This window comes from Lachnoclostridium sp. An196, from assembly GCF_002160135.1.
Taxonomy (GTDB): domain Bacteria; phylum Bacillota; class Clostridia; order Lachnospirales; family Lachnospiraceae; genus Hominiventricola; species Hominiventricola avistercoris.
Genome location: NZ_NFJZ01000004.1, coordinates 41927 through 60640 on the forward strand (window position 1 = coordinate 41927; position 18714 = coordinate 60640).

Consider the following 18714-nt stretch of genomic DNA (forward strand, 5'->3'; position numbering starts at 1 on the left):
CTACGCAATGGATATGGAAAAGGCAGGACGGAAGTATGAGTCAGGAAAAAGTAGATCGCTATAAAGAGCAGAAAAAGAACCGTAAGGCTATTCAGGCTAAGAAGAAAAGAAAAGCGCTGATCGAGAAGATCTGCGCGGGTGTCATCGTGCTTGCTCTGGTATGCTGGATCGGCTATTCGGCGTGGGACAGCTACTGGGACAGTGTCAATAACAGTCCGGTAACGGCGGATGTAACTGCGCTGGATGACTATTTTACATCTCTGAACGCGGAGTAACAGGTACACAGGCATTGATTTATGAGAGTACTTCCTTCGGGCAGACAGGCGAAGATTCGTAACCTGCCGCCTGGGAGGAAGTATTTTTATATGGCGAAAATAAATGATAGCAGGAGATTTTATGGCGGGCAGAAAAAGGACGGTCATATTGGCGGCAGCAGCGCTGGTCATCGTTTTCGGGATTTTCGGCGTATTTTATTCGAGAAGGCAGCAGGTGGATCCCATATCGGCGACCGCTTTCAAATTGAATACGGTTGTGACGGTAACGCTTTACGATTCCCAGGATCAGGAGATTCTGGATGGTGCGCTGGCTTTGTGCGACGAATATGAACGCATATTCAGCCGGACTCTGGAGGAGAGCGAGCTGTATCGTTTGAATGCCGGGGAATTGCCGGAAGAAGATGGAGGATATACGCTTTCGGATCCTCTGTCGGAGCTGGTTGCAGCGGGGCTCCACTATGGGGATGTATCGGACGGCGCGTTTGACATTTCCATCGCCCCGGTGTCGTCCCTGTGGGATTTCACATCCGGGGAAGGATCGGTTCCGGACAGCGGCGCGATCGCGGCAGCGCTGGAACTGGTGAATTACCGGGATGTAACGCTGGAGGGAAATGCGCTTCACTTTGCAAAAGAAGGAATGCAGCTGGATCTGGGAGCAGTGGCGAAGGGATATATTGCGGACCGGATCAAAGATTACCTGCTGGAGCAGGGTGTGGAGAGCGCGATCATTGATCTGGGCGGAAATATTCTGTGCGTAGGGAGCCGTCCGGGAGGCGATCCGTTCCGGATCGGTCTGCAGAGGCCTTTCGCCAGCCGCAGCGAGACGGTGGCGACGGTGGAGATCATGGATAAATCCGTGGTGTCTTCGGGGATCTATGAACGGTATTTTGAAGAAGACGGCGTGCTCTACCATCATATTCTGAATCCGGAGACCGGATATCCGTATGACAACGGTCTGGTGTCCGTGACGATCATCTCCGATGAGTCGGTGGATGGAGACGGGCTCAGCACTTCCTGTTTCGCACTGGGGCTGGAGAAGGGCATGGAGCTGATCAACAGCCTGCCGGACGTCCAGGCAGTGTTTATCACAGAAGATGGGGAACTGCATTTCAGCGAGGGCTTTGAAGACGAACTGACGGTGATCAGGAATTAAAGACAAACCTGAGATCCGGCAGGCATATGAACTTGGAAAATCGATTCAGTAAACGGCAGGGCAGCGGAAATAATATCCGCTGCCCTCAGATATTTATTATGGACGGAAACAGAATGTTGTGAAAAACATCAGTTTTCACGCAGACGTTCCACAATGGTGTGTCTGGCCTCTGCCCGTCCGGTAAGGACAGGGATGCCTGCCCCCAGCAGGGCGAACAGGGGGATGACCAGCAAGAAGGGCGTCAGGGTCAGCCGGTAGGTAAAGAACCAGAACAGCCCTTCGATGGCCCGGAAAGCCACCGGTCCCAGGATAAGGGTCAGGAGCAGCGCCAGGCCTGCGGCCCCCAGCGCGTACAGCAGGCCTTCCCAGATCAGCATGGTCCGCAGCTGTCTTCCTGTCATGCCGATGGACTGGAGCACCGCCAGTTCCCGCTGCCGGGCGATGATGCCGGTAAGGACGGCGTTGAAGAAATTCAGTATGCCGACCAGTCCGACGATGAAGCTCAGCGCTCCGCCCAGCAGCAGGAACATGGCGCGCATGCTCTCGAACTCTCCGGCGTAGGTGGCTTTGCTCTCGTAGTCAAGGTCAGGGTTGACATTTTCTGTGTAGTCGGACAGGAAATCTTCCATGGCGGCATTGGCGTCATCGGAGGTGTCGAAAGCATAGTACATAACGGAATCCGTGCCGGTATCTGCCGCAAAGGTCTCATCATTGAGAATAAACTCGTCGCTGCCGTAGTACCGGTAGGAGAGGGCTGAAGGTACCGTCACCAGAGCGGCTACTTTGTATTCTTCATCCCGGTATTGGACGGGACGGGCCGTAAAATCGGCGCCCTGGGGTATATCTTCATAAGTTCCGTAGACTTCGCCGGTGTCGGGATCGCAGTATTCAAATTCATCCACATACCGGAGAGTCACTGTATCGCCCAGCTTGGCCCAATGGGAATCCATGTCGGCGCTGCCGTATTCGTCCTCGGAATATACGGCAGCGATGGCACGGCTGTCCGGTTCATATAGAGGGGACAGATCTCCTTCCAGTACAGTGAGATGATCCAGGGCGAAAGGACTCATGCCGGAGAGCTGGATATTGGCTGCCAGCAAGCCGTTTTCGTTCCGATCCGTGAGACGTATCAGGTTATCCAGCTGCTCCGGGGTATAAAAATGCTGGTTGAGCTGCCGGAAGTAGTTTTCCTCCACATATTCCAGCATGGGGGAAGTCTGGCCATATACGATGCCGCTGTCGGTAATGCCTCCCTGAGCCCGGATGTCATCGATGACCGTTTGGGACACTCCCATGTCGGCGTTGAATCCGACGCTGGAGGTCTGGAATTTGGCTGCGTTTGCCACGATAAAGTCGCTGGCGGTAAAATTGGACACGTACTTGTCCATGTCGAAGCCGCCGGTAAAGTTGACGGTTACCGTGAGCAGCACCACTGCCAGAGAGAGGGAGAGCACGGTTACCGCCGTCTTGCCCTTATTGCGCCCCAGATTTGCCCATGCCATGGTAAAAGGACTGACCTTCCGGGCTTTGCGGCCTCTGGCATGGGTTTTGTTCCCGGCTTCCGTATAACGGACTGCTTCTACCGGGGAAACCTTTGCCGCCATCCGGCCGGGCCGGCGGCAGGAAAGCAGCACGGTGAACAGCGCGAACAGGGCCGCGATGATGAAGATCAGCGGATTCAGGGAGGTAAGTGTTACTACTCCGTTGAGCCGCTCTACGATGACCGGCGTCAGCTGACCGCCGATGAGCCATCCCAGCAACAGGCCGATGGGGATACCGGCGGCGCTGAGGGCAAGGGCCTGAATCCGGATGATCCGCCGCAGCTGCCGGGGCGTAGTGCCGATGGTTTTCAAAAGGCCGTAGAACCGGATGTCCCCGGCTACGGAGATCTGGAACACGTTATAGATGATCAGATAGCCGGTGAAGATGATAAGAAGCAGAACTACTGCAGCGGCGGCAATCATCAGCGGATCCGCCGCGTCCGAGAGACGCGCGCCGGTATAGCCCCAGTTGACGCCGATTGCGATGTAGTTGTCTCCGGCCTCTTCATTCTGATAGCCGTGATTCTCCAAAATCTGGTTCAAGTCCCGTTCGATATGCCGGGAACCATTTTTCAGCATCACGTCCATATTCCAGGTTCCGGTCATGCCGTCGGAAGGGTTGTCGGGATCCACGCCGGTTTCTTCCAGGATCTCATTTACCCGGCTCTCCGGGATGAGAATGTGATTGGCCACGATGGCTTCATCGTATTCCCACCATCCGGAGAGTGTGAAGGTCTGGGTGGTGGGAACTCCGTCCACGTTGAAGGTGAGGGTGAATTCTGCGCCGATCTGCGGCTCGATATCCAGCAGTTCTAGTACATGGGCGTCGGTGGCAGCCTGGTCGGTGCCCTCCTGCGGCAGGGAACCCTCCGCCGGATCGCAGTACTGCCAGTGGGCTTCATTGGCGTCGGAATAACTGATCTCCACATGGGATTTGTTAAACGGCGCGTCCGCAGGCATACCCAGGAAACGGCGTTTACCCCATTGGCCGATGAGAGGATCGTCTTTTAATTCTTCGAATTGTTCTTCTGTCAGGTACTTGAAGCCGCCATGGGAGAATCCGCCCACCTGGCGGAAGTTGGCCTGCTGGATACCCTCGTTGATAGACAGGAGAATGGTGAAAAGACTGGTGAACAGCACTGCCGTAAGGGCGATGGCCACCACGGCGATCAGATTCCGGGTATGGCTGGCCAGCAGGCTTTTCCAGGCCAGGCGGCGGATACATCTGTTATTTTTGACATTCATGGTTCCGCCTCCTTACTGAGTCACGATCCGGCCGTCCTCGATCCGGACGATCCGGTCGGCGAGCTGGGCAATTTCTTCGTTGTGGGTGATCATCACCATGGTCTGGGCGAATTTCCTGCCTGTGACTTTCATCAGGGACAGCACGTCCTGGCTGGTGCGGCTGTCCAGATTGCCGGTCGGTTCATCGGCCAGAAGGATGGCGGGCTTGGCAGCCAGAGCCCGGGCGATGGCTACCCGCTGCTGCTGGCCTCCGGATAGCTGGCCGGGGAGACTGCCTAATTTTTTCTCCAGTCCCAGAGCGTCGATGACCTCCTTCACATAGGCTTTATCTACTTTCCTTCCGTCCAGCTGGACAGGGAGGACAATGTTTTCATACGCCGTCAGTACCGGCACCAGGTTGTAGCTCTGGAATACAAAACCGATCTTTCTCCGGCGGAAGATAGTCAGCGCCTCGTCTTTCAGAGAAAAGATGTCCTTTCCGGCTACGGTGACTGCGCCGCCGGTGGGGCGGTCCAGGCCGCCCAGCATATGGAGCAGGGTGGATTTGCCGGAGCCGGAGGTGCCCACGATGGCCACAAATTCTCCGCCTTCCACGCTCAGATTGACCCCGTCCAGGGCCTTGACCTGCGTATCTCCGCCGCCGTAATATTTTTTCAGATTTTTAGTTTTTAAGATAGTCATAGAAATATCCCTCCAGAAAAAAGTCCGTACTGTCTTTTGACAATACAGACTTTATCATAACAATCTTTCCAGGTCCTTTCTCAAATCTGACAGAATGGAAAGAATCTTATTTTCGCGCTGTTTCGCCTGCGTGCTGTCCTTCCATCGGCAAATACAGGGAAAATATGCATCCCGATCCGGGACGGGACGAGACCTTGATATATCCGCCCTGTCTGGTAAGTATTTCCCGGGCGAGGTACAGACCGAGCCCTAACCCCTCCGCAGTGCGTGTTCCCCTGCCGCGGAAGAAGCGGTTAAAGATCTCTGCCTGTTCGCTCTCCGGGATGCCGGGGCCGGTATCGGATACGTCCACCCGGCAGAAAGAATCCAGCATCTGGGCGGAGATGGTCACCGTTCCTCCGGCAGGAGTATATTTGACCGCGTTGTTCACCACATTGCCCAGCGCTTCGCCGGTCCAGCGGGGATCAAAGGAGGCGTCGCCCTGAAAGGGTATCACTGTAAGAGTGATCTGTCTGGACTTTGCCGTATATTCTTCCTGATCTTTCGCGCCTTTCAGAAGGGGCTCCACCGGATTGCAGGACGGGACGGGAGTCACGATGCCTGCTTCCAGCCGGGAGGCTTTTACCAGAGCCTGGATCAGGAAGGACAGTTTTTCCGCCTGGGCAGTAAGGGCCTGGACTTGTTCGCGCTGTCCCGGGGTCAGATCGCTCTCGGAAAGCAGAGAGGCATACAGCAGCAGATTTGCGATGGGAGTGCGGGTCTGATGAGAGATGTCGGCAATGAGGGTTTTTACCGCCGCCTGTTCGGCTTCTATATTTTTCCGGACAGAGGCAGAGCCCTGGAGGAACCGGGCCATCCTGCTTTCCAGAGAAGACAGCTCCGTCTCGTCGAACTGATCTTCGACAAAGTCTCCAAAGACAGTGCGGTCCAGCATCCGGTCCAGCCGCCGGAGCATACGCTGTCTGGCTGTCCGCTGCCAGATTCCAAAAGCCGTCCCGGCTAACCCCAGAAGCAGAGCGCCCCAGGCCAGGGCGGTCATCTGTCTGCCTCCCAGGTATAACCGACTCCGTATACGGTCTTAATGGGAGCGTCTCCCAGTTTGGCGCGCAGTCTTCTCACCGCCACGGACAGAGCATTTTCGTCTACAAATTCACCGCCGTCCCATATCCGTTCCAGCAGCAGATCGCGGGGGAGGATACGCCCCCGGTTTTCCACCAGCAGACGGAGCAGCCGCTGTTCGGTTTTGGACAATTCAATGGACGTTCCGTCTCTGGAAAATTCCAGACGGGAGAAATCAAAAGCGAAACCGTTAAGCTCCAACCGGTCAGAGGACGCCGGGGCCGACCGGCGCAGCTGGGCGTTTACTCTTGCCCGGAGCACCGCCAGAGAAAACGGCTTGGTGATATAGTCGTCCGCGCCTGCTTCCAGGCCGGTGACTTCGTCCAGTTCCAGGTCGTTGGCGGTGAGCAGGACAGTAGGCGTGCTGTCCCTGCTCTGACGCAGCGCCCGCAGCAGATCCAGTCCGCTGCCGTCAGGCAGGTTAATATCCAGTATCAATAATTCAAATTGCTGCTTTGCGAGAAGATTCTTTGCCTGCTCCAGCGCACCGCAAAGGACAACCGCACAATCTGAAGTTTCCAGGGCCATACGGACGCCCCGTCCCAGGACACAGTCATCTTCTAAAAGTAATATATGATTCAAGTTTGTGACCTCCTTTCTTGAATTATACAAAGACATGTGATACCTTGTAAATGATAGTTTTTATATCGGTAATACCGGGGAATATGGAGGGAATGAAATGACGATAAAAGACGCGCTGATCGGCGTATTTACGGACGATCCCGTTAACTGGATAAAATGGGGAATTGTATTTGCGATTCTTATTGGAGGGTATGTTATCGCAATTCCCCTTTACGGAAAGATCTCATCTCGGCTGAGCTGGGAACGCAAGCGGGATATCGCGCGAAGCAGGGATCATATAATTAAGGCAGCCCTGATCAGAAAGCATCCGAAAGGCGAATCGGGAAAGTACAGTTGGAACGCTGCTTACCGTTATGAATTTCAAGGCGAAGAAAAAAAATATCACGCATATTTCAAAGAGCCGACCAGACCGCCCGTCTATTTGTATCTGTACTATTTGGACAATCCCCGCAAGCTGTTTTCGGTTGAGGAATACCATTATGAGAACCATAAGGCGGTCCTTCTTCTGCCTGTGATTTTCCTCCCGTGGATTTTGGCGCTCATGGCTCTGTTCCTCCTGAATATTCCGCTGACAACGGTGTAAACTGGAATGGCATTTGAGGCGCGGCTAAGCAGGGCGGGCTTTAAGCCCGCGTCCCGAGCCACCCGTTTTACGGGTGGCGGCGACTGCGGCCTGCCTGCCGGCATTTAATAAATATTCAGGATCATATAGATAAATCCTGCCGCCAGCATATCTGCCGGAAGCCCTTTGTACGCTTTCCCCATCCGCGAGAACTTCAAGGTCTGTTTGACGGACAGGAACATGAGCACAGGCACGGCGATGGAGATCAGTATGCCGGCCGCCTGCCCGAAGATGCGCACAGTGAACGGGTGAAGCAGGAAGAAAGCGGGGACGGCAGCCAGGAGGCTGCGTCCCCCGGCGCCGCTTTTTTTCAGAACGCCATTGGTAAATGCCAGCGCGAGACCTGCCGCCAGGAATGCGAAGGCGGGTTCGGCTATGGCAGAGGACTGGAAGGAAGCCTGGAAGACTGTATTCCCAAATATGGCTCCGCCGCTGAAAAATTCACGTACGATTGCCAGCAGGATCCAGAATCCCCACGCGATGGAGGACTCCCAGAAAAGATCTCCGTACTCCGCATCCAGGTCTCCGGTGAGAGAGAAGCAGGCGCATAAAACTCCGATCACAAAGGTCAGGATCCACGTGCCTGTCTCCAGCGGAGCGCCCAGCGCTGCGAACCCGATCAAAAATACAGAGGAGCACACTGCGCCGGTTCCGATTCCCACACAGAGCCGGAGACTCCATTCCGGAATAGACGCTTCCAGGAGATTTTTCAGGAATTCCGCGAATACAGCGGATAAAATCACTAGGATGCCGGCTGCGAAAGCCTCCTTCATTCCGGCGGAAAACAGGATGATCCCCAGGGCGAAAGCCTCTGCCGGATATTTTAATTTCATAGTAAATCCCCCGTTTCCTTATTTAACTGACTGCAAGAAGTTATAAGCATCGTTGATTCCGGTGACTGCAGCGGTGGAAGATCTGGTGGCTCCGGATACGGCGTCTACCTGCGTGCCGTTCTGAGGAGCGGCTGCCTCTTCTGCGGGAGCTTCCGGCGTCTCGATGCCTGCCGCCTGATCCAGACACTGCTGCGCCAGGTTCATGAATCCGCTCACGGAGATGCTGACGCCGGATACGGCGTCGGTCTTGCCTTCTTCGTTGGGATTCAGGAAGGAAAGGGACTGATTCTCGATCAGAGCCGAGCAGAGAGCTTCCGACTGCTCTTTCCAGGTGAGCCCGTCTTCCGTCATGGTATATTCACCGTTTTCAGAGAGAACGCTTTTGCTGGTGCCGTCTTCCATTACGGCGTCCCAGGTCACAGCAGTGACAGCGCCGTTTTCCACCGTGATGGACACTTGATCCGTATAACCGTTGGAATCCGGCTGGCCGGAAGCGGTGTAGGTTCCATCGGAGAGAGGAAGCGCCTCTTCCTGCGGTTCGATGCCCGCTGCCTGCTCCAGACACTGCTGCGCCAGGTTCATGAATCCGCTCACGGAGATGCTGACGCCGGATACGGCATCGGTCTTGCCTTCTTCATTGGGATTCAGGAAGGAGAGGGACTGATTCTCGATCAGAGCCGAACAGAGAGCTTCCGACTGCTCTTTCCAGGTGAGCCCGTCTTCCGTCATGGTATATTCACCGTTTTCAGAGAGGACGCTTTTGCTGGTGCCGTCTTCCATTACGGCGTCCCAGGTTACAGCGGTAATCGCACCATTTTCCACCGTGATGGACACCTGATCTGTATAACCGTTGGAATCCGGCTGACCGGAAGCGATGTATGTGCCGTCTGAAAGAGCGGCGCCTTCCAGCGTTTCCAGGGATTCCTGCGAAGCAGCTCCTTCGGTTTCGGATGCTGCTTTTTCTGCGGAGCCTGCGTCATCCAGCGTCATGCCCGGCAGATAAACCGGCGCGGCGACGCCTTTGAATTGATCCAGAAATTCCGGCTCTGCAATCCTGGATCCCAGGCTTTCGGTTTCATTCTGTTCCAGTACTTCTACGGAAGAGATCGTGGAAGCGTCCGATTCGAATGCGACGCGCAGAACGATGTCGGAAGCATATCCGCTTTCGCGGACGGTTACTTCGTATCCGCTTTCTGTGCGGACGGCTTTTTCTACGGTTTCGGAGCCGCTTACGTCATATTCTTCCAGGGCGGCGGCAGTTTCCCCGGTGCCGGCGCTGCCTGCAATGTCTGTGGACAGCGCGCGGGAGCCGGCGATGACTCCGAATGAGAGCGCGGTCACCACGACCAGCGCAAGGATTCCTTTCACTTCTTTATTCTTCATAATATTCCTCCCTTAGGCTTTCTTGGTTCCATATACATGTTTTTTCTGGAACAGGGACAACGCGCCTGCCAGACAGTTGGCGGTCAGGATGCCGAAGCAGATCCCTTCCGGATAGATGCTGAAGATACGGATTGCCGCGGTGATGATCCCGGCGGTGACCGCATAGAGGATCCGTCCCCTTCTGGTGACGAAGACATAGTCCGTCAGCATGTAGCATGCGCCGATGATCAGTCCTCCTCCAAACAGGTTCAGAAGGATGTCGCCGGTGAATAATCCCGCCGGCCCGAAAACAAAAGTCAGGACAAGGACCGTGGCGATATAGCTCAGCGCCGCTTCCGCGTTGACAATGCCCATGTAACACATATAGGCAAATCCTACCAGGAGCAGGAGTTTGCTGGTTTCTCCCAGCGCCCCGGGGGTCTCGCCCAGAAACATCTGCAGGTAGCTGTATCCGGCTTCGCCGCCGGTCTTCACGGCGCCCAGAACTGTGGCGGAAGAGACGGCGTCGGCGTTCAGCGTCCGGGGAACGACGTACTGCATGACGGTTCCCGGCCACACGACCATCGTAAGAAGGCGTCCCATAAGGGCAGGGTTGACGAAATTGCTTCCAATGCCGCCGAACATCTGCTTTACAAATAAAATGCTGAAGACCGCAGTGACGATCACGATCCAAGTGGGTACCGTCACCGGCATATTAAATGCCAGCAGCATTCCGGTGACGACTGCGCTGAAATCTCCGGCGGTCACCTGTTTTTTTGTGAGCTTCTGCCATAAATATTCGGTGAGCACACACACCGCTACGGAAAGCCCCGTCAGATACAGGGCGCGGATCCCGAAGAAATAGACGGCGCCCAAAAGAGCAGGAATCAGAGAGATCGATACATGGAGCATGACATTTCTCGTGGTCCGTTCTGTCCGCAGGTGCGGTCCCTGGATGGTTTTGGTCTGGTTCATGCCTTTTTCACCGCCCTTTCTCTCATTCTCTGTTTTACCATATCTCTTGCCATGCGCGTCCGGACGGTCAGTTCCCGTTTCGCGGGACAGATATACGAACAGCAGCCGCAGGCGATACATTCGCTGGCAAACAGTTTTTCACATAAATCATAGTCTTCCTCCAAAAATGCGAAGTCGATCTGGTACGGAACCAGACCCGCAGGACACACATTTTCGCATCCGCCGCACCGGATACAAGGCTGCTCTTCATAGGCAGAATCCGGAAGAACAAGGATGCCGGAGGTGTTTTTGGTGACATAGAAGAGTTCTTCTTCCCCCTTCCAGTCGGAGGCCACGCAGGGACCGGTCATAGGGCCGCCTGCGATGACGCGGTTCTTTTCCACAGTTACGCCGCCGGCAAGCTGCACCAGTTCTCTGGCGGAAGTGCCGATGGGAACCAGATAGTTGCCCGGGTGCTTTACGCTTCCGGTGACGGTGACGATCCGGCGGATCAGCGGCATCTGTCCCAGGATCACGTCGGCTGCCGCGCGGGCCGTTCCCACGTTGGAGACGATCACTCCCACATCTGCGGGAAGGCCGCCCATAGGCACTTCGCGGGAGAGTACCGCCTGGATGAGCTGGCGCTCACCGCCCTGGGGATATTTCGTGGGAAGCATCTTGACTTCCACATGCTCACCGGCATCCAGCGCGCCGGATTCTCCGGCCTGTTTCAGGATGTTCCACAAATGCTCCGCGGCCCGGGGCTTGTTGTCTTCCAGACAGATATATGCTTTCTGTGCGCCGGAACCTTTCAGGAGCAGACGCACTCCGTTGATCAGCGCATATCCGTTCTCCAGCATCAGACGGTAATCACAAGTCAGAAACGGTTCGCATTCGGCCCCGTTGATCAACAGGGCGTCGATGGGTTTGTCCGTCTCGTATTTTTTGTGGGTGGGGAATCCGGCTCCGCCCATGCCGGTAAGGCCTCCGTCCCGGAGCCCTTTCAATATCTCTTCCCTGGAAATGTCGCGGATGTTTACAGGTTCATGGCAATATGCCGCGTCCGGTTCCGTGTGTTCTTCCTCCCGCCGTATGACGCATGACAGGATATTCCGGCCCTGGTTTGCGACTTCTTTCACTTCCAGGACGGTTCCGGTCACGCTGGCGTGAAGAGGAGCAGCCATGAATGCGTCAGGTTCGCCGATGAGCTGTCCTTCTTTTACGGAATCTCCGGGATTTACCAATATCCGGCATTTCCCTCCGAAGGACTGTTCGGACAGGATCGTGACTGTCTCCGGCCAATACGGCTGTATGGCGGCCTCCATGGACAGTTCCTTGTCAGATCCGTCCGTGGGATGGATGCCGCCGGGAAATACAGGTTTTTGTTTTATCTGCATATCCTGTTTCTCCTTTTGTTTTGTGTAATAAGGCGGAAGGTACTTCCGCCGGTGTGGGGCGCCCCGCAGAAGCGCCGGGGCAAAGATTGTTAAAAAAATATCACACGTATTTTACCATACTATCTATAGGATTGACAAGACTGTATAGGAAAAATCAAGGGATATCATTTTCCGGAAATTTTTTCCTGATAACGGTCCAGGATGTCCTGGAGCGTGATATGCCGCATTTCTTCTTCTGCGGTTTTCTGGATCTGGTCAAAGTAGTCCTGAAGCGACAGCTGGATATGGACGCCCACTCCGCATTCCGGATTTGTATGGGTGTCCAGATGGAGAAGAGGTTTGTCGCCTTCGACTGCTTTATAGACGTCCAGAAGGGTAGTAGAAGAAGGTTCCTTCGCCAGCGACGGCCAGGGATGTCCTTTTATGCTGGATAAAAGCCCGGCTTTGCGGAGCGCGGACATGAGCTGGCGTACGCATCCGGGGTTGGTGTGCATGCTCTTCGCGATACTGTCGCTGGACAGGGAACCGGTAGAATTTAACTGGATAAAAGCCAGGATATGGACGGCGTCGCTGACTTTCGTGGAATATTTCATGGCTGTTTCCTCCTTGGATGGTTACTATTCACAGCTCGCTCCACCTGCATGCGCACTCGCCGCCTGTGAATGGCAACCTTTGATGTTAATTTTATTATAACAACATATTGACAAGCGTGCAACCGGATGTTAAATTAGTGGTGTTAAAATAATATTTACAACAAATGTGAACAGGAGTGGTAAATCGTGACTTTTTATGAAAATCTTGTCATGCAGACACAGATGAATTATTCCAGATATTACGGACTGTATGCGGAAGGGAAAACGCCGTACTCATTATCGGAGAAAACGGCGCTTCCGTATGAAGAACAGATCGGGCGGCTGGCAGATGAGATAAAAGAGGCAGAGTGTATCCTGGTAGGTGGCGCTTCGGGCCTGTCCGCGGCAGGCGGCGGCGACTTTTATTATGAGGATAATGCCTCTTATCGGAAATATTTTGGAAAATACGCGGAGAAATATCATTTTAAGGGAGCCTTTGACGGTATGATGCGTCAGTGGGACAGCCGGGAGGAGTTCTGGGGTTATCTTGCTACTTTCCTTCACACCACCCAGACTGCCGGGCTCCGGGAACCCTACAAGGATCTGGACCGCCTTTTGCAGGGAAAAGACTTTTTTGTCATCACTACCAATCAGGACACGCAGTTTGTAAAGATCTATCCGGAGACTCAGGTGGCGCAGATCCAGGGCGACCACCGGTTTTTCCAGTGTGCCGGCTGCTGTACCGACGATACCTGGGACGCGGTAAAACCGGTGGAAGAGATGGTAAAGGCCATGGGAGAAGGGACTTCCGTGCCTTTGGAACTGATTCCCCGGTGTCCTCACTGCGGAGGAGAAGCGTTCCCATGGGTGCGGGGATACGGGAATTTCCTCCAGGGGAAAAAGTACGAGGAACAGTATGAAAAGGTGTCCCGCTATGTGCTGGAGCATAAGGACCGGAAAATATTGTTTCTGGAATTGGGCGTCGGGCGGCTGACTCCCATGTTCATCCAGGAGCCTTTCTGGAACCTGACCTTGAGTTTCCCGAATGCCCGGTATATTGCAGTGAATAACCAATATAATTTTCTGCCGAAAGAAATAGAAGACAAAGGAATGGTCATTGTGGGCGATATCGCCGGGGTGCTGAAGGATGCCGTGGAAAGAATGGGGAAAGAGATATGAAGAATACAGCCTTTGAAAACATGAAGCAGGCGGCGCTGCAGCGGCTCTGCGGGAAAGCTCCGGAGGAAATCGGAAGAAATACCGGAATCCGGTTCTCGCCGGAGACATCGGAGTTCTGCCTGTCCTCACTCGGGAAAAGCATCACCGTAAAATATCCGGAATACAGTATGGCCAAAACAGTGAACGAATGGCACCAGCTGGTGATTCTTCACTATATGGATATGGCGGACCGGAGCAGCCTGACAGGGAAGCTGATAAGATTTGAAGAGATTCCGGGAGGGATGGTAAGAGGCGGGGGCTTTGACAGATTGTGCGAGCAGACGGTCAGCCGTGATCTGGGAAACTGGCCGGAAAAGATGCTGGCTGCGGTCTGCCGGTCTCTGGGAGGCAGGATTTTTTCTTCCAACGCGGATTTTGCGGCGGAGTTTTCTTTCCTCCCCTTCTATCCTGTAACATTGAAAATATGGTTTGCGGACGAAGAGATGGCCGGAAGCGGGAGAATGTTTCTTGACAGCAGCGCAGGACATTTCCTGTCTGTAGAGGACGCGGTAACGGTAGGAACGCTGCTCCTGGAAGAGATACAGAAAAACGGCGGTCAATATGAGAGGGGGAAAATATTTGAGTGACAGAAAACAGATCATCAGCAGGATCAGGAGGGAAGAAGTCTGTCGGAACTGATCCCCAGATGCCCGGTCTGCGGCGGATCTATGCAGGTACATATGGAAACCGACAGGAATTTCATTCCGGATATGGAGAGCCCAAAGCGGCTGGAGGTATTTCTGGAACGATATCATGGAAAGAAGCTGGTCATCCTGGAATTAGGCATCGGGTGGAGAAATCAGCTGATCAAAGCGCCTTTGATGCGGCTTGCGGCACAGGAATCGCAGGCTGTTTATGTGACGATCAACCTGGGCGAGATTTTTATCCCGGATGAGATCCGGGAAAAGTCTTACGGACTGGACGGGGATCTGACGGAGATTCTTCATGATCTGGCGGCATATTCCGGCGTTCATCTTTGATCAGGAAGCTTTCCAGACCGGATTTTATAAAACGGTCAATCACCTGCTGGATACTCCCCCAGTCTCTGCAGTTGTTCTTCAGCATGCGTTTGTTGATAGCCAGACAGCCGTTCATCTGAAAGTAGAGTAATGCTTCAGCCTGTTCGTAAGAGAGCAGGCTGTTTTGCATGAGCCTGGTAATAAAATCTTCCTTTGAAAGTTCGCAGAGTTTATCCAGTAGCCGGGCAGAAGCGGTCTCGTCGGAAAAAAGAATGCGAAATTCCCGGCTTTCCTGTACTTTCCGGCAGAAAGGGTAAGTGCATCGGTCTTTTTCAGGACACATCACATGGTCGAAGACCTGCGTTGTGTCCTGAATGGTTTTTTCTATGATATCGTCCAGGACGTCATCCAGATCATAATAATGAAGGTAAAAAGTTCCCCGGTTGATCTCCGACAGTTTGCAGATCTCCGTGACCGTAACTTTGGTGAATGGTTTCTGCTGCATCAGGGACAGCAGGGAATCGCGGATGACATTCTGTGTATATCTGGTACGCCGGTCCACGGACTGGCCATTTCTTTTGGAACTCAAAACAGACACCTCTTTCTGTACAATTATACAAAAGTGTTCAGGAATCATACAGATTCCTGAATCTGACGATTGAAACACGGTACAGTTTTATTATAATAGATTTAACGAAATAATCAACACTATGTTTATAAACATACAAAATGTACAGGAGGACATTATGGGGCATATTATCGCAGTATCGGGAAAAGGCGGCGTGGGAAAGACCACGCTGTGCGGCCTGCTGATCCAGTATCTCTGCGAAACCGGGAAAAAACCGGTACTGGCCGTAGATGCGGACGCAAACGCAAATCTTAACGAGGTGCTGGGAGTGGAAACAGGAGTGACGTTGGGAGAGCTCCGGGAAGAAATTGAAAGGGCCGGTGTCGATCCAAGATACAAAATACCCGCCGGTATTACCAAAGCAGCCTATCTGGAAAGCCGGCTCGCCGACGCCCTGACGGAAGAAGACGACTATGATCTGATGGTGATGGGCAGATCTCAGGGGCAGGGATGCTACTGCTTTGTAAATGGGATCGTACAGACGCAGGTTCAGAAGCTGCAGAGCCATTACCCTTATATCGTGGTGGACAATGAGGCGGGTATGGAGCATATCAGCAGAGGGATTCTTCCGAATATGGAGATCGCGATCCTGGTCAGCGACTGCTCGCGGAGAGGGGTGCAGGCGGCCGGAAGAATCGCGGCGCTGATGAAAGAACTGAATTTTCATCCGAAGAAAGTAGGCCTGATCGTCAACCGGGCGCCGGGCGGAGAACTGGACAAAGGAACGATGGAAGAAATCCAGAAGCAGAATCTGGACCTGCTGGGAGTCGTCCCTCAGGACGACGACGTATACCGCTTCGACTGCGAGGGACGCCCCACGGTGCAGCTTCCGGCGGACTCTCCGGTCAGAGAAGCGCTGAAAGGGATCATAGAAAAACTGGGTATATGAAGCGACAAGATTTTACAGAAAGCTGGTGAAAAAATGGCTGTATTTGCGGATTGTCAGGATGTCCGGAGGATGGTCATGATCAAAGAGATGGCCTGCCCTGAATGCGGAGCCGGAGATGGCATTGAGGTGTTTGAAAGAGACGGCCTGACCGTAGGGGACAGTGTCTGCAGCCGGTGCGGATTCACAATCCCGGAGGGCGTCGGCCTGGAAGACTACCTCAAAAATTTACTATGAAAGCACGGAGCAATCCGAGGGCTTTCATGCATGGAGGTGCCCGCGTCAGCGGGCATGAGAATTTAGAAACTATAGGAGATGCTTGTATGAAAGTGACAATATGCGGAAAAGGCGGATGCGGAAAAAGCACAGTCACCAGCCTGCTGGCGAAAGCTCTGGCAAGGCGGGGAAACGAAGTGCTGGTGATCGATTCGGATGAATCTAATTATGGGCTTCACAGACAGCTGGGCATGGAACTCCCCGGGGATTTTACAGGATATTTCGGGGGAAAAGAGAATGTATTGAATGATATGCTGTTATCGAAGTTCACTCATCAGTTTTTCCAGGAGACTTGGACAATGAAAGATATTCCGGAAAAATATTACAACCTGAAGGACGGGGTGAAACTGATGGTCAGCGGAAAAATCCATCAGGCCAATGAGGGCTGCTCCTGCGCAATGGGAACGGTCATGACACAGTTTGTCCAGAACCTGCGGCTTGCCGAAAACCAGTTCGCGCTGCTGGATATGGAAGCCGGAGTGGAACATTTCGGCAGGGGAATTGACAACGGTGTAGATCTGGTGCTGATGATCGTAGATCCTTCTTATGAATCGCTGCAGCTCTCCAAGAAGGTCGGGGAACTGGCAGAGAGCATTGGGAAGCCTTTCTATTATGTTTTAAATAAAGTAACCGAAGACAGTCGGGAGATGATGTATGAAAATGTATGGAGACCCGAACAGGTTGCGGCCTGTCTCGGAACGGATTCCGCAATCATGAAAGAGGGCCTGACAGGAAAAGAACTGTCTGAAAAACCGGAGCCCATTGAACGCCTGACAGATTTTCTGCTTTCTCTCGCGTCGAAACAGGAGGGATCACATGTTACAGGAACAGTATGAGAAGCACAACCTGGAAATGCAGCCCTATCATTATTACCTCTCGGAATACCAGAATATGGATCCGGGGGATATCAGCCGGCATCTGGAAGTCCCATTTGATGAAAATACCCCGCTTCCGCGCAGATCCTTTTCTCGGACAATTTTCCGGCAGCTTATGCGGCGGAAGATGCGGCCTATATCGGAGATGTGGTGCTGGACTATATAAAAGGGCTGCTGATTTGACTTATTGTACCGGCTTGTTCTGCGGATCGGATGATTTCCGCCAGCTTTTCTTTCACGGAAGCAGAAGCGGCTTCTTCCTCTGCCAGAGATGCATATAAGTGGATGGTATCGATACAGGCTGTTATTTCAGCCTGCATGGAGTCTCTCTTTTGCAGCTTTTCGAGGTTTTCGGCCTGAGCGGTATTCAATTCTTTTACACGCTGTTCCGCAGCGGCTTTGGCAGATTCCAGTTCTGCAGCCTTTTGCTTCAGCTCATCTGACAGCTGCCGTATCAGTTCTGCTTTCTGACGGATTTCTTGAATTTCTTTATTCCTTTTTTGTATACTGCCAATCAGGAACGCTATGAGTACAATAAGCGGAATAAATAATAGATACAGCATGGTTCTCCTCCTGCTACAGATACTTTTTTATCGCTTCGCGAAAAGCGTTTAACTGGACGGGAATGGAAAGAACCGTCAGTTTTCCGGGGTTTTTGCCGATCTTTTCTGTCTGTGTCGGGTCATGGGCGAGCAGGATCACGGGCGTTGTCTTATCAGAGCGCCACGGCTGGTCGGGCTGCCTAGTCAGGTCGTCGGTTATTATCCAGAGGTCAGGCCCGCGTTTTTCCAGTTTCTTTCTGGCTATGCCCGGGGACGAAAATATTAAGACCTGATCAGAAAAAGTCCGCAGCACCTGCATCAACCCTTTCGCGTACGGTTCATTTCCGCACAGAAGAACGATAACAGAAGCGGAGGGAAATTGTCTGGAAGCCTGGATAAAATCCAGAACAGGCGTATTATATAAGCTGAAATCTTTTTTGGTATGTGCGGCTTCATAATAATTTCTCGCCGCCCGACACATCCTCAGGCAAAACTGTTCAATATCGATACGTATATCCGCTGCGTCCGTGCCCGCGGCGGCATGTTCCGCCTGACAGACGGATGTCCCGCAGTTCACCCCAAGATGAAAGCGTACGGTTTTTTCATCGTCGTTGATAAAGCCTTTATTCTGGTGCAGATATTCACAGCGGAGCTGCCAGCAGCGCTCGCCGCATATATAGGCTGACGTATCCTCCGGCGAAAGCTTGAAAAAATCGGAAGCATACTGATCAAACCAGCGAATGTACTGCCCGCCTACATCGCGGGTTGGATTTTTATGGCGGTCCAGCATGGCGCGACCGTCCCGATATTTTTTTACCATATCAGGGAACGCGATCCCTCCGCAAATATCCGGCAGCGTCAGGGTAAGCGCGAGCGCTGACTGCCACCGTCTGTCCCTGACATTCATTTCCACTTCTTCTATGCGATGCAGAAAAGTAAAGCTTACGTCGCCCGGATTCATAGTCTCCCTCCCAAGAAACAGACTTCCAAGATC

The 18714-nt window shown here is 53.3% G+C and carries 22 protein-coding genes; 10 read left to right on the forward strand and 12 right to left on the reverse strand.

The genetic code is table 11. The features are described from left to right. Positions 1-35: 35 nt before the first annotated feature. Together B5F29_RS06040 and B5F29_RS06045 are read left to right on the forward strand one after the other, a co-directional pair. Positions 36-275, forward strand: coding sequence for a hypothetical protein (locus B5F29_RS06040; protein ID WP_087153761.1), 240 nt, complete (start codon positions 36-38; stop codon positions 273-275). 121 nt (positions 276-396) lie between these two features. Next, the gene (locus tag B5F29_RS06045) at positions 397-1428 is read left to right on the forward strand and encodes an FAD:protein FMN transferase (RefSeq protein ID WP_087153935.1); all 1032 of its coding nucleotides are present in this window, start codon (positions 397-399) and stop codon (positions 1426-1428) included. Between the two features lie 128 nt (positions 1429-1556). Here B5F29_RS06045 and B5F29_RS06050 read toward each other — a convergent pair whose 3' ends face one another. The 4 genes from B5F29_RS06050 to B5F29_RS06065 all read right to left on the reverse strand — a co-directional run bounded on the left by B5F29_RS06050 (position 1557) and on the right by B5F29_RS06065 (position 6596). Further along, positions 1557-4214, reverse strand: a complete 2658-nt coding sequence (locus tag B5F29_RS06050) for an ABC transporter permease (RefSeq protein ID WP_087153762.1) — start codon at positions 4212-4214, stop codon at positions 1557-1559. A gap of 12 nt (positions 4215-4226) precedes the next feature. Beyond that, entirely contained in the window at positions 4227-4895 is a 669-nt protein-coding gene (locus B5F29_RS06055) for an ABC transporter ATP-binding protein (RefSeq protein ID WP_087153763.1), read from the reverse strand. A gap of 106 nt (positions 4896-5001) precedes the next feature. Next, positions 5002-5934, reverse strand: coding sequence for a sensor histidine kinase (locus B5F29_RS06060; protein WP_087153764.1), 933 nt, complete (start codon positions 5932-5934; stop codon positions 5002-5004). Next, positions 5931-6596 carry a response regulator transcription factor gene (locus tag B5F29_RS06065; RefSeq protein ID WP_087153765.1) on the reverse strand — a complete coding sequence of 222 codons (666 nt, stop codon included), beginning with the start codon at positions 6594-6596 and terminating at the stop codon, positions 5931-5933. The genes B5F29_RS06060 and B5F29_RS06065 overlap by 4 nt, the downstream gene beginning before the upstream one ends. Before the next feature lie 97 nt (positions 6597-6693). Between B5F29_RS06065 and B5F29_RS06070 the strand changes: the two genes are divergently transcribed. After that, positions 6694-7179, forward strand: coding sequence for a hypothetical protein (locus tag B5F29_RS06070; RefSeq protein ID WP_087153766.1), 486 nt, complete (start codon positions 6694-6696; stop codon positions 7177-7179). 104 nt (positions 7180-7283) lie between these two features. On the opposite strand, the gene B5F29_RS06075 is transcribed toward B5F29_RS06070, so the two are convergent. The 5 genes from B5F29_RS06075 to B5F29_RS06095 all read right to left on the reverse strand — a co-directional run bounded on the left by B5F29_RS06075 (position 7284) and on the right by B5F29_RS06095 (position 12357). Then, on the reverse strand, positions 7284-8051 hold the full coding sequence (locus B5F29_RS06075) for a hypothetical protein (protein ID WP_087153767.1): 768 nt from the start codon (positions 8049-8051) through the stop codon (positions 7284-7286). A gap of 18 nt (positions 8052-8069) precedes the next feature. Beyond that, positions 8070-9434, reverse strand: a complete 1365-nt coding sequence (locus B5F29_RS06080; protein ID WP_087153768.1) for an FMN-binding protein — start codon at positions 9432-9434, stop codon at positions 8070-8072. 12 nt (positions 9435-9446) lie between these two features. After that, complete coding sequence (locus tag B5F29_RS06085) at positions 9447-10388, reverse strand: RnfABCDGE type electron transport complex subunit D (RefSeq protein WP_087153769.1); 942 nt, start codon at positions 10386-10388, stop codon at positions 9447-9449. Beyond that, positions 10385-11764, reverse strand: coding sequence for an electron transport complex subunit RsxC (gene rsxC, locus B5F29_RS06090; protein ID WP_087153770.1), 1380 nt, complete (start codon positions 11762-11764; stop codon positions 10385-10387). Before rsxC ends, B5F29_RS06085 begins: the two co-directional genes overlap by 4 nt. Positions 11765-11928: 164 nt before the next feature. Next, positions 11929-12357 carry an Rrf2 family transcriptional regulator gene (locus B5F29_RS06095; protein WP_087153771.1) on the reverse strand — a complete coding sequence of 143 codons (429 nt, stop codon included), beginning with the start codon at positions 12355-12357 and terminating at the stop codon, positions 11929-11931. Between the two features lie 186 nt (positions 12358-12543). Between B5F29_RS06095 and B5F29_RS06100 the strand changes: the two genes are divergently transcribed. The 3 genes from B5F29_RS06100 (at position 12544) to B5F29_RS06110 (ending at position 14534) form a co-directional block, all read left to right on the forward strand. Next, positions 12544-13515, forward strand: a complete 972-nt coding sequence (locus B5F29_RS06100; protein WP_242955590.1) for an NAD-dependent protein deacetylase — start codon at positions 12544-12546, stop codon at positions 13513-13515. After that, positions 13512-14141, forward strand: a complete 630-nt coding sequence (locus B5F29_RS06105; protein WP_087153772.1) for a DUF3786 domain-containing protein — start codon at positions 13512-13514, stop codon at positions 14139-14141. Before B5F29_RS06100 ends, B5F29_RS06105 begins: the two co-directional genes overlap by 4 nt. A 93-nt stretch (positions 14142-14234) precedes the next feature. Next, positions 14235-14534, forward strand: coding sequence for a hypothetical protein (locus tag B5F29_RS06110; RefSeq protein WP_143449127.1), 300 nt, complete (start codon positions 14235-14237; stop codon positions 14532-14534). On the opposite strand, the gene B5F29_RS06115 is transcribed toward B5F29_RS06110, so the two are convergent. Continuing rightward, positions 14437-15102 (reverse strand): TetR/AcrR family transcriptional regulator, encoded by a 666-nt coding sequence (locus B5F29_RS06115; protein ID WP_191411510.1) that lies wholly within the window; start codon positions 15100-15102, stop codon positions 14437-14439. The two genes, B5F29_RS06110 and B5F29_RS06115, sit on opposite strands and share 98 nt — an antisense overlap. A 157-nt stretch (positions 15103-15259) precedes the next feature. On the opposite strand from B5F29_RS06115, the gene B5F29_RS06120 reads away from it, so the two are divergent. The 4 genes from B5F29_RS06120 (at position 15260) to B5F29_RS06130 (ending at position 17344) form a co-directional block, all read left to right on the forward strand. After that, positions 15260-16030, forward strand: coding sequence for an ATP-binding protein (locus tag B5F29_RS06120; protein ID WP_087153774.1), 771 nt, complete (start codon positions 15260-15262; stop codon positions 16028-16030). Positions 16031-16105: 75 nt separating this feature from the next. After that, entirely contained in the window at positions 16106-16264 is a 159-nt protein-coding gene (locus B5F29_RS16410; RefSeq protein ID WP_162608371.1) for a primase-helicase zinc-binding domain-containing protein, read from the forward strand. An 86-nt stretch (positions 16265-16350) separates the two neighbouring features. Further along, positions 16351-17139, forward strand: a complete 789-nt coding sequence (locus tag B5F29_RS06125; protein ID WP_087153775.1) for an ATP-binding protein — start codon at positions 16351-16353, stop codon at positions 17137-17139. Further along, entirely contained in the window at positions 17120-17344 is a 225-nt protein-coding gene (locus tag B5F29_RS06130; protein WP_087153776.1) for a hypothetical protein, read from the forward strand. Before B5F29_RS06125 ends, B5F29_RS06130 begins: the two co-directional genes overlap by 20 nt. Here B5F29_RS06130 and B5F29_RS06135 read toward each other — a convergent pair. Then, positions 17337-17741, reverse strand: a complete 405-nt coding sequence (locus tag B5F29_RS06135) for a hypothetical protein (protein ID WP_087153777.1) — start codon at positions 17739-17741, stop codon at positions 17337-17339. The genes B5F29_RS06130 and B5F29_RS06135 overlap by 8 nt on opposite strands. A 13-nt stretch (positions 17742-17754) precedes the next feature. Then, positions 17755-18681, reverse strand: coding sequence for a hypothetical protein (locus B5F29_RS06140; protein ID WP_087153778.1), 927 nt, complete (start codon positions 18679-18681; stop codon positions 17755-17757). Positions 18682-18714: the final 33 nt, after the last annotated feature.

Bases quoted from the DNA above. Each gene is read 5' to 3' on its own strand.
- B5F29_RS06140 (WP_087153778.1), bottom strand. From the start codon at position 18,681: ATGAATCCGGGCGACGTAAGCTTTACTTTTCTGCATCGCATAGAAGAA.
- B5F29_RS06135 (WP_087153777.1), bottom strand. From the start codon at position 17,741: ATGCTGTATCTATTATTTATTCCGCTTATTGTACTCATAGCGTTCCTG.
- B5F29_RS06050 (WP_087153762.1), bottom strand. From the start codon at position 4,214: ATGAATGTCAAAAATAACAGATGTATCCGCCGCCTGGCCTGGAAAAGC.
- B5F29_RS06085 (WP_087153769.1), bottom strand. From the start codon at position 10,388: ATGAACCAGACCAAAACCATCCAGGGACCGCACCTGCGGACAGAACGG.
- B5F29_RS06095 (WP_087153771.1), bottom strand. From the start codon at position 12,357: ATGAAATATTCCACGAAAGTCAGCGACGCCGTCCATATCCTGGCTTTT.
- B5F29_RS06040 (WP_087153761.1), top strand. From the start codon at position 36: ATGAGTCAGGAAAAAGTAGATCGCTATAAAGAGCAGAAAAAGAACCGT.
- B5F29_RS06070 (WP_087153766.1), top strand. From the start codon at position 6,694: ATGACGATAAAAGACGCGCTGATCGGCGTATTTACGGACGATCCCGTT.
- B5F29_RS06080 (WP_087153768.1), bottom strand. From the start codon at position 9,434: ATGAAGAATAAAGAAGTGAAAGGAATCCTTGCGCTGGTCGTGGTGACC.
- B5F29_RS06125 (WP_087153775.1), top strand. From the start codon at position 16,351: ATGAAAGTGACAATATGCGGAAAAGGCGGATGCGGAAAAAGCACAGTC.
- B5F29_RS06130 (WP_087153776.1), top strand. From the start codon at position 17,120: ATGTTACAGGAACAGTATGAGAAGCACAACCTGGAAATGCAGCCCTAT.
- B5F29_RS06105 (WP_087153772.1), top strand. From the start codon at position 13,512: ATGAAGAATACAGCCTTTGAAAACATGAAGCAGGCGGCGCTGCAGCGG.
- B5F29_RS06045 (WP_087153935.1), top strand. From the start codon at position 397: ATGGCGGGCAGAAAAAGGACGGTCATATTGGCGGCAGCAGCGCTGGTC.
- B5F29_RS06060 (WP_087153764.1), bottom strand. From the start codon at position 5,934: ATGACCGCCCTGGCCTGGGGCGCTCTGCTTCTGGGGTTAGCCGGGACG.
- B5F29_RS06075 (WP_087153767.1), bottom strand. From the start codon at position 8,051: ATGAAATTAAAATATCCGGCAGAGGCTTTCGCCCTGGGGATCATCCTG.
- B5F29_RS16410 (WP_162608371.1), top strand. From the start codon at position 16,106: ATGATCAAAGAGATGGCCTGCCCTGAATGCGGAGCCGGAGATGGCATT.
- B5F29_RS06055 (WP_087153763.1), bottom strand. From the start codon at position 4,895: ATGACTATCTTAAAAACTAAAAATCTGAAAAAATATTACGGCGGCGGA.
- rsxC (WP_087153770.1), bottom strand. From the start codon at position 11,764: ATGCAGATAAAACAAAAACCTGTATTTCCCGGCGGCATCCATCCCACG.
- B5F29_RS06120 (WP_087153774.1), top strand. From the start codon at position 15,260: ATGGGGCATATTATCGCAGTATCGGGAAAAGGCGGCGTGGGAAAGACC.
- B5F29_RS06110 (WP_143449127.1), top strand. From the start codon at position 14,235: ATGGAAACCGACAGGAATTTCATTCCGGATATGGAGAGCCCAAAGCGG.